Below are 8,224 nucleotides of genomic sequence, written 5' to 3'. Positions count from 1 at the left end.
GCCTCCTCCAGCGCATGGGCGTCGCGCAGCGGCGCAAGCGTATGGGCGAAGGCGCGCAGGAAGCCGTTCTCCCGCTCCACCGCCGCGCGCGCCAGCGGCCGGAGCGCCCGCAGCAGGCTGCGGGCCCTCTTGATGTGGCGGCGGGCGAGATGCACCGCCGCCACATGGTCCTTCTCGGAGACGAGCAGGCGACCGGCGGCGCGGGCATGGGCCCCCGCCGCCAGCGCCAGGTCATGCGCCTCCGCGACCGGCCTCACGCGGCGACCCCGGTGCCGATGGGGCAGGAGACGCCGGTGCCGCCGAGCCCGCAATAGCCGTGCGGGTTCTTCGCCAGGTACTGCTGGTGGTAGTCCTCGGCGAAGTAGAAGGCCGGCGCCGCCACGATCTCGGTGGTGATCGGGCCGTATCCCTTCGCCGCCAGCGCCTTGCCGTAGGCCGCCTTCGAGGCTTCCGCCGCGGCGCGCTGCGCCTCGGTCGAGGTGTAGATGCCGGACCGGTACTGGGTGCCGACATCGTTGCCCTGGCGCATGCCCTGGGTGGGGTCGTGGCTCTCCCAGAAGGTGGCGAGCACCTGCTCGGTCGAGACCTGACCGGGGTCATAGACCACCAGCACCACCTCATTGTGGCCGGTGAGGCCGGAGCAGGTCTCCTCGTAGGTGGGGTTGGGCGTCACGCCGCCGGCATAGCCGACCGCCGTCACGAAGACGCCGGGCAGCTGCCAGAACTTGCGCTCCGCGCCCCAGAAGCAGCCGAGGCCGACGACCAGCGTCTCCATCCCTTCGGGATAGGGACCCTTAAGCGGACGGCCGTTGACGAAGTGCCGCTCCGCCGTCGGCAGCGGGGTGGCGCGGCCGGGGAGCGCCTCGGCGGCGGTGGGCAGTGAGAGCTTCTTTCTGAATCCGAACATGGAAACCTCCTCGATGCCCCCTCATTCGCGATCCGGCCCACGGATGTTACCGGGCGGACCATGTGCGGCCAACATGGGACCTCTGCGGCCGATCCACAACACGCCTGCGTGAGGGACCTTGCCTCACCTCTTCGTGCTTTGTCCGCCGGCGCCTCCTGCGGTCAGGGTCTCGCGACCGTCCCGCAGGAGACCCTTGCCATGCCCATCCGCCATCGGCCTCCCGACCTCCTGCGCCGGAGCCTTATCGCCGCGCCGGCCCTCATCGTCCTCGCGCCCAAGGCCTTCGCGGCGGCCATCGTCACCCCCGCCCAGACGCGGGGTCCCTACTATCCCGTCGCGAAGCCCGCCGATTCTGATCTGGACCTGACGCGCGTCGCGGGCCGCAGCCAGCGCGCCGACGGCGAGGTGATCGAGGTCACAGGGCGGGTCCTGTCGGCCCGGTCCGGTCCCGTGGCCGGCGTCGGGGTGGAGATATGGCAGGCCGACAACCAGGGGCGCTACCACCATCCGCGGGAGAGCGCCGGCACCGCCGATCCGAACTTTCAGGGTTTCGGTGCGGTGCGCACGGGGGCGGCGGGCGACTTTCTCTTTCGCACCATCCGCCCGCGCTTCTACGGCAGCGGCGCCTTCGTGCGCACGCCTCACGTCCATTTCCGCGTCTTCGCCCCGGGCCGGCCGGAACTCGTCACGCAGATGTATTTTCCAGGCGAAGCGATGAACGCCCGCGATGCCCTGTTCCGGTCGCTGCCGGGCGAGGCGGCGCGCGACGCGCTCACTGCGATTCAGGAACCCGCTGACCTGCCGCGCTACCGGTTCGACATCGTCCTCGCCTGAGCGTCACCGCCGGCCGACGACGCCGATCTGCGGGGTGCGGCTGCGGCCGAGCCACATCATGAGCGCGCCGAGCACGAGGCCGACCGCCGCCGCGGGCAAGGCGATCAGCGTGAGAACCACGGGGTCCCAGACCCAGGCGGGCGCCGCGGCGCGGAGCCAGGCCTCGAGCTGGGACAGGCTGGCGGCATGCACCGCCCGCCAGACGTTGGAGACGTCGGTTGCGATCAGCCGCTGGCCGGCGATCGAGCGCGTCCCGTCGATGACCAGCGCCACGAAACCGGCGGCGATCACGAGGAAACCGGCGATGCGCAGCGGAAGGCGGATCATGGGCGTCCAGGTCTCCGAGAATGGCCGGGCCCTGCCGGCGACCGTCGCGACGTCGGCCCTACCAGCCGGCGAGCGGCGCCGAGCGGATGAAGAACAGCAGGGTGACGAGGACGAAGATGGGAATGAGGATCGCCACGGACCAGACCATGTAGCCGAAGAACGAGGGCATCTTCACGCCCATGTCCTTGGCGATGGCGTAGACCATGAAGTTCGGCGCGTTGCCGATGTAGCTGTTGGCGCCCATGTAGACCGCGCCGGTGGAGATGGCGGCGAGCGTCGTGGCGAGCGGACCCATCAGCACCTTCGGGTCGCCCCCCGCCAGCTCGAAGAAGACGAGATAGGTCGGCGCGTTGTCGAGGAACGACGACAGGAGGCCCGTCAGCCAGAAATACATGACGTTGTTCGGCGTGCCGTCCGGATTGGAGACAAGAGCCACCAGCGGCGCCAGCGCGCCGTTGCGCCCGGCCGCCAGGATGGCGATGACGGGGATGATGCAGATGAAGATGCCGGCGAAGAGCTTCGCCACCTCCTTGACCGGCCCCCAGGAAAAGCCGTTCTGCTCGCGGAAGATCGGATTGGCGAGCTTCAGCGAGGCGAGTCCGCCGGCCAGCATGACCACGTTGGACACGAGGTCCTGCAGCGGGAAGTCGACGCCGGCGAGCTTGAACGAGACCCCCGGCTTCCAGTAGCCGCGCAGGAGGATGGCGGCGACGACGACGCCGATCAGCCCGAGCATGGCGAGGCCCTTCACCCCCACCCGCGAGTCCGGCGTCGGGTCCGGCTTCACCCGGCCCTCCTTGGCGTAGAGCCAGGCGTCGAGGACGTAGAAGATGGCCAGCAGCGCGGCGAGCACCAGCAGCGTCTCGACGAAGAGCGCACGCGTCGTCCAGAAGAAGTCGACGCCCTTCAGGAAGCCGACGAAGAGCGGCGGGTCACCGAGCGGCGTGAGCGCGCCGCCGCAGTTCGACACGATGAAGATGAAGAAGACCACGACGTGCACGTTGTGCACCCGGTCGTCGTTGGCGCGGATGATCGGTCGGATCATGATCATCGAGGCGCCCGTCGTGCCGACGAAGCTCGCGAGCACCGCTCCGATGGCGAGGATCGCGGTGTTGGTCACCGGCGCGCCGTGGATGTTGCCGGTGACGAGGATGCCCCCCGCGATGGTGTAGAGCGAGAAGATCAGGATGATGAAGGGCAGGTACTCCGCCAGCATGGTGAAGGTGAGCGCGCCCAGCGCCTGATCGGCCGGCACGGCGGCGAGGAGCGGCACCACCACCAGCGCCGACCAGACGGCGGCGATCTTGCCGTAATGGTGTTCCCAGACATGGGGATAGAAGACCGGGCCGGTGGCGATGCACAGGAGGAGGCCCGCAAAGGGCAGGCACCAGGCGAGGCTCATCCCGCGTCCGTCCAGCGCCGCGGCTGCGAGCGCCGGCTCCGCGCTGGCGCCGATGGCAAGACCGATCACCGCGGCCGCGACGGCCGCCTTCGCCACCAGCTTCATTCCATGCCCCCCGGCCTGCCCGTCTCGGGTCCCCATTGCCCGACACCCCAAGCTTCTATCGGGGCGCCCGCCACCCGACAATGGGCGCCAGCCTCCAAGGACCTGTGCCCGAACTCCGCCGCGCGTTCTGTTCCCCTTCGCTGCGATCCAGCGATTGCGGCCTCGCGGACGATCCGCTAAACACGTCCTGCGCGCCGCGCGGCATGCACCCGTAGCTCAGCTGGATAGAGCGTTGCCCTCCGAAGGCAAAGGTCACACGTTCGAATCGTGTCGGGTGCGCCAGTCTTTTCAATGGCTTAGGAAGTTCGTTGGGCTTCGGCGCCAGTCTCGGGTAACACCGGGGTAACACGCCCCCGCTCTTCGGACCATCGAGCAGCTCCGTTGCGACCAGCCTCGTTACCCCGAAGAGGGGCGCCGGTCTGGCGGAGTCGTCGTCACGTTCACCAACGGGGTGCGGCGGCCACAAGCGCGCGGAAGCGCCCAAACCCCTTCGCACGCTAAAGCGCAGCAACGCGGATGGCACCGAGCCCGGATGTCGCCCCGCCGCCTGCATGAAACACTTCCGCTGAATGTAAGAGCAGAGCGCCGGTCTGGCTGACGCCATCCAGTGTGAGACGCCTGACTTGCCCCACCGACACGATGCCATCTGGATTGGTTGATGAACGCCGAAGGCCCGGGGATGCATTCATGTCCTGGTCGATGATCTCCCAGTGAAGGGCCTGAAGCTGAGCCTGCAGGTCCCAGTCGGGAACGATGTCGCACCATCGACCGATATTCGTGATCCGGCGGACGAGTGACGTTGCCCCCAATTCTGGGCACCACGATCCCCACACTTCAGCATGTGGAGCGTAGCGAAGGCCCCTACAAGTGAGACACGTACCGTCCGAGCCTATCGGTCCGCGCCATGCGCCGTCGCGCTCGCTTCCACTACCCGAACAAGCAAAGCTATTGGTCCATCGACCTGGTCATTGCAACCGAGCCTTAACGGTTTCAAGGGTTGTTCGCAGGTCCGACGAGTCGAGTCCCCCTCGCTCGTCGTCTTGGGAAGTGAAGAGCGAGTGACCTAAAGCATAGCCGTTGGCCTCATACCACGCCTTCTTCCATTCCCATCCCTTCCGATAGTCCTCCCGCCCCATCATGCCGAGGTGTTCCCAAAGGATCAGGTCCCCCTCAGCGGTGACGAACGAGAAGTCTGGACGAAGGCGGCCTGGCTGGATCTCCCCGTCGAGCACGCGCTCGTACTCGTAATCGACGCCCGACTGATGCAGCATATTGGCGATGACCAGTTCCGACTTGCTGCGAACCAGATGCCCCTTCTCGGTGCGGTGGATCAGGTTCTCGGTGTACGGTACATCTGCCCCGGACCGACGGAGCACGCACTCGAAGAGGTTGGTATTCCGCCGAGCGGTCTCGGACCGCTCGGGGCGGGTGTAGTCGAAGAGGATAGAGGGGTCGTCACCCTCGATCAGCAGCACGAGCTGCCGACGGGACCGGGTCAGGGCGGTGTACAGGAGCTCGCGTGAGAGCGGTCGGCAATTCTTGGGCAGCACCACGAACACCTTCTGGAACTCGCTGCCCTGCGACTTGTGCACGGTAATGGCGTAGGCGAGCTCAAGCGGTCCCGACCCGCCCGGGAAATCGCGGCTCTGGTACCCGACGCGAAGCTTAGGTCGACCGGCGAACACGACGTTCAACCAAGGGGATTTTCCGTTGGCTACCAGCCCGACCTCTCCGTTCGCCACATAGTGCTTGTCAGTTCGGTTCCCGTCGAAAGCATCGCGCCACTGGTTAGAAACCTGGATGACCTTGTCGCGCAGTACGATGCTCTCATCACCGAGACTGACGACCCAGGGGTCCGCTGCTGCCTTGAGTTCGCTCGCTCGGAAGCGGCGTTGCGTCCAACGGTTCAGGTCGCGGACGCCGTGCGGGTGCATGCGGACCGGCGACAGGATCTGCCACCGCTCCGACCCGTCCGGGTCGTCAAACGGGACCCAGCCTCGCTCGTCGAAACCGAGCGAGGCGTTGAAACCATCGATGTCGTGCGTCGTCGCCAGCCCGAGGTGCTTCTGAAACGCTTCGGCGAGGCGTTTCCGCAGCTCGTCCGGCGTCCTCCAGAAGAACAGGTCCAGATCGTTGAATGGCCGCCCCGTCTCCAAGTCGCTAAGGACGCGATCGGCGTCCACGGGTTGCGTCTCCCGCGTGAACCAGGATGCGAGCCGGAGCGTGTCCGAGGATTGATCCGAAGCCGCGACTGCACGGACCTCTACCGTCAGCCGCGCTAGCGCCTGGGCGAGGGCCAGGCCGGTGTCGCTTTTCGTGTCGGTGACCTGAAGATAGGATGCCAGGTCGGCGAAGGGGCGTCCGACCCCAATTGGGGGCAACTGGTTGGGGTCTCCGACCAGAATGAGCCGCTGTACGTGCGCCAGATCGAGCGCGTCGAGCACGGCTGCGAGGTCGTCCATGGTGAGCATCGAGCACTCGTCGATGACCACCGTCTTCTCCTTACGGTACTTCTCCTGACCGTGGAACCGCGGCCGTTGGCGGACCTGATCGTAGCGGCCGAGCTCGTAAAGGAACTGGGCAACCGTCTTTGCTTCGGCCTTCGCGGCTTTCCCGAGCCGAACGCGTGCCTTGCCTGTGGGTGCAAGTAGCAAGATACCGTCTTGAGCGATGGCTTCGTTGAGCAGCAGAGCGCCCATGACCGACGTCTTGCCGGTGCCGGCCCGCCCGACCAGCGCAGTGAGACGCCGGGAGGTAACGTGGCCGAGCGCCGTCGCCTGCTCCTCGATGGCGAGCACGTGTCGCGCGTTCTGGGGGTCGAAGGCGCCGCCCGCCGCCGTAATCGCCCCGACCAGGAGCTTCTTCCAGTCCGCCTTGACGAGGGGCGCAGCCTTCCCCGCCCGCTTCGCGAGCACTGACCGAAGCCGCTCCTCGCGCGCCTTTAGGTCGGAGAGCTGGATGGCCGAGATCCCGGTGTCTTGCCCCTCCGACGCCGGCAGATCGACGAGCTCGACGACGCCGGCCAACGCGGAGGCGTTGGCGGCGGGCCAGTCGACGCCGATCAGACAGGGGTGCGCCAGCTCGAGCGCCGCGGCCTTCTCGACAGCTTCCGTGATGCTTAGGAGCGTGTCGCCGTTATCGGACGCGCGCCGCAGCACCGCGACCAGCACAGCCCGCAACCGGCGCGGGTCACTCCCAGACTGGACTCGCGAGGGTTCGGGGACGGGGTGCCTGGCAGCGATGGTCGCGTCCGGGAGCAGGCCCCGGTCGATTGTCCCGATCGAGACCGGCGACTCCTTCGTGTCGCCGAGGTCGACCTCACTAATGCGGTAGGGGTTCGCGATCAGCGCGGCGTCGGTGGTGGCTGCCGTGCTGGCGGAAGCGCGTTTGCCAGGGTCGAACCAACGCAACGCCTGAGCCGGCGTGAGGGCGAATCGCGAAAGCAGCTTCAGCAGCACCCTCCGCTCGTTCGCCAGGTTGGCCCAGGTATCGCGGACGGCCTTGAGATCGGCGTCGTAGACGGGCTGCGGAGGCTTGACCTTGCCGCGAAGCAAAGCATCGATGTGAGGCCACGGGTCTTCGTCGGACGCGACCGCTCCGGACGCGAGCAGCTCAAGCGTCAGAGCGGTGCCGAGGCGCATGCCTAGCGCCTCGAGCGCGGACCCTAGACCTGGGAACGCGCCGCGGTCGTTCCATGCCAGCCCGATCTGAGTGTTGAGCCACTCTTCGCGCCGCTCCCATGGCCCCTTCGCGATCCCGTGCGCTCGGACTTTTCGGACCGCTTCGAGGCAGCGGATCAGCGTCGAGAGCGCGATGTCTGCGGGCGCCAGTTCGGCAGCGTAGGAAAACACCCGCATATGGGCCGGGTCGGCGGCGACGGCGATCTCGGTAAGGAGCGTCGCACGGCGCGCGTCCTCGGCAACGTCACCCGTCGGCTCAAGGTAATCGTGGTACGGCAGCAAGAAGCCGTCGACGCCGTTTGGACGGATGGAGTGCCGCAGTAGACGGTCCCACATCGGGTAGCCATCCTTTCCTACAGGCGCATCGTATTGCTCAACGGGTGCGATCGACTGGATGCGGCCGACGCCGACGACCAGGCGCGAGATAGTATCCCCGAGCGGCTGACCTTCCTTGCAGTAGAAGAATACAAGCGAACGCTCTGGCGTGAGCCGGTCGAACACATGCTCAACGAGCGCCGTCTGGCGGGCGCGACCGAAGACCCACGGACTCGCGAACGGCGAGTTCTCGTCCGGCGGCAAGGGTTTCGGCAGTTTCGCGTCGATGGCGTCCTGCTCGCTACGCAGCATCCAGCCGAAGGGCACAGCGAAGGCCGCGTACGGTGGAACCTTGACGACGGTGGGCTTCAGGTGGCCGTGCGTGGCCGCCGCCTTGCTGATCGATGCATAAGGGTGCTCGAACCGACGGATCCACTCCGTGTCGTTCATGAAGCCCCCGGACTCCGCTTTGCAGGGGGGGAGTTCCTCCTGCCTCAGCTCATGCCAAGCTCTTCCGGCCAGTGCGTCCTCGACGCCGTCGTTCTTCTCCTCGCGGATACGGTCCAGTGCCACGCAGAACGCGTTGGAGGAGGGAGCCTTGCAGACCCGTCCGTTCCATCGTGAATCGTGCCAAGCGACCCGCATTGTAAGATG

Annotated in this window: 6 protein-coding genes and 1 tRNA gene; 2 read left to right on the top strand and 5 right to left on the bottom strand. The window is 67.0% G+C overall.

Annotated elements, in window-relative coordinates; translation table 11 throughout:
* Positions 1 to 257: CHAD domain-containing protein (locus tag ACT6XY_RS07135; RefSeq protein ID WP_444747643.1), on the bottom strand; the 257-nt coding region annotated here is incomplete at its 3' end.
* Entirely contained in the window at positions 254 to 907 is a 654-nt protein-coding gene (gene msrA / locus ACT6XY_RS07130) for a peptide-methionine (S)-S-oxide reductase MsrA (RefSeq protein ID WP_444747642.1), read from the bottom strand. The genes ACT6XY_RS07135 and msrA, both read right to left, overlap by 4 nt.
* A 198-nt stretch (positions 908 to 1,105) precedes the next feature.
* Between msrA and ACT6XY_RS07125 the strand changes: the two genes are divergently transcribed.
* Entirely contained in the window at positions 1,106 to 1,741 is a 636-nt protein-coding gene (locus tag ACT6XY_RS07125; RefSeq protein ID WP_444747641.1) for a dioxygenase family protein, read from the top strand.
* A 3-nt stretch (positions 1,742 to 1,744) separates the two neighbouring features.
* Here ACT6XY_RS07125 and ACT6XY_RS07120 read toward each other — a convergent pair whose 3' ends face one another.
* On the bottom strand, positions 1,745 to 2,068 hold the full coding sequence (locus ACT6XY_RS07120) for a PetM family of cytochrome b6f complex subunit 7 (RefSeq protein WP_444747640.1): 324 nt from the start codon (positions 2,066 to 2,068) through the stop codon (positions 1,745 to 1,747).
* 58 nt (positions 2,069 to 2,126) lie between these two features.
* Positions 2,127 to 3,575, bottom strand: coding sequence for a sodium:proton antiporter (locus ACT6XY_RS07115; protein WP_444747639.1), 1,449 nt, complete (start codon positions 3,573 to 3,575; stop codon positions 2,127 to 2,129).
* 205 nt (positions 3,576 to 3,780) lie between these two features.
* Here ACT6XY_RS07115 and ACT6XY_RS07110 point away from each other — a divergent pair.
* Positions 3,781 to 3,857 (top strand) — tRNA-Arg (locus ACT6XY_RS07110).
* 683 nt (positions 3,858 to 4,540) lie between these two features.
* Here ACT6XY_RS07110 and ACT6XY_RS07105 read toward each other — a convergent pair.
* Entirely contained in the window at positions 4,541 to 8,020 is a 3,480-nt protein-coding gene (locus ACT6XY_RS07105) for an AAA family ATPase (protein WP_444747638.1), read from the bottom strand.
* Positions 8,021 to 8,224: the final 204 nt, after the last annotated feature.

The sequence above is a fragment of the Phreatobacter sp. genome (assembly GCF_052440005.1).
GTDB lineage: Bacteria > Pseudomonadota > Alphaproteobacteria > Rhizobiales > Phreatobacteraceae > Phreatobacter.
Note: the sequence above shows the minus strand (reverse complement) of the source record. Positions and strands in the feature narration are given on the sequence as shown.

What these genes read in the sequence shown, in the direction of transcription:
- msrA (WP_444747642.1), bottom strand. Translation starts at nt 907, where the DNA reads ATGTTCGGATTCAGAAAGAAGCTCTCACTGCCCACCGCCGCCGAGGCG.
- ACT6XY_RS07125 (WP_444747641.1), top strand. Translation starts at nt 1,106, where the DNA reads ATGCCCATCCGCCATCGGCCTCCCGACCTCCTGCGCCGGAGCCTTATC.
- ACT6XY_RS07120 (WP_444747640.1), bottom strand. Translation starts at nt 2,068, where the DNA reads ATGATCCGCCTTCCGCTGCGCATCGCCGGTTTCCTCGTGATCGCCGCC.
- ACT6XY_RS07115 (WP_444747639.1), bottom strand. Translation starts at nt 3,575, where the DNA reads ATGAAGCTGGTGGCGAAGGCGGCCGTCGCGGCCGCGGTGATCGGTCTT.
- ACT6XY_RS07105 (WP_444747638.1), bottom strand. Translation starts at nt 8,020, where the DNA reads ATGAACGACACGGAGTGGATCCGTCGGTTCGAGCACCCTTATGCATCG.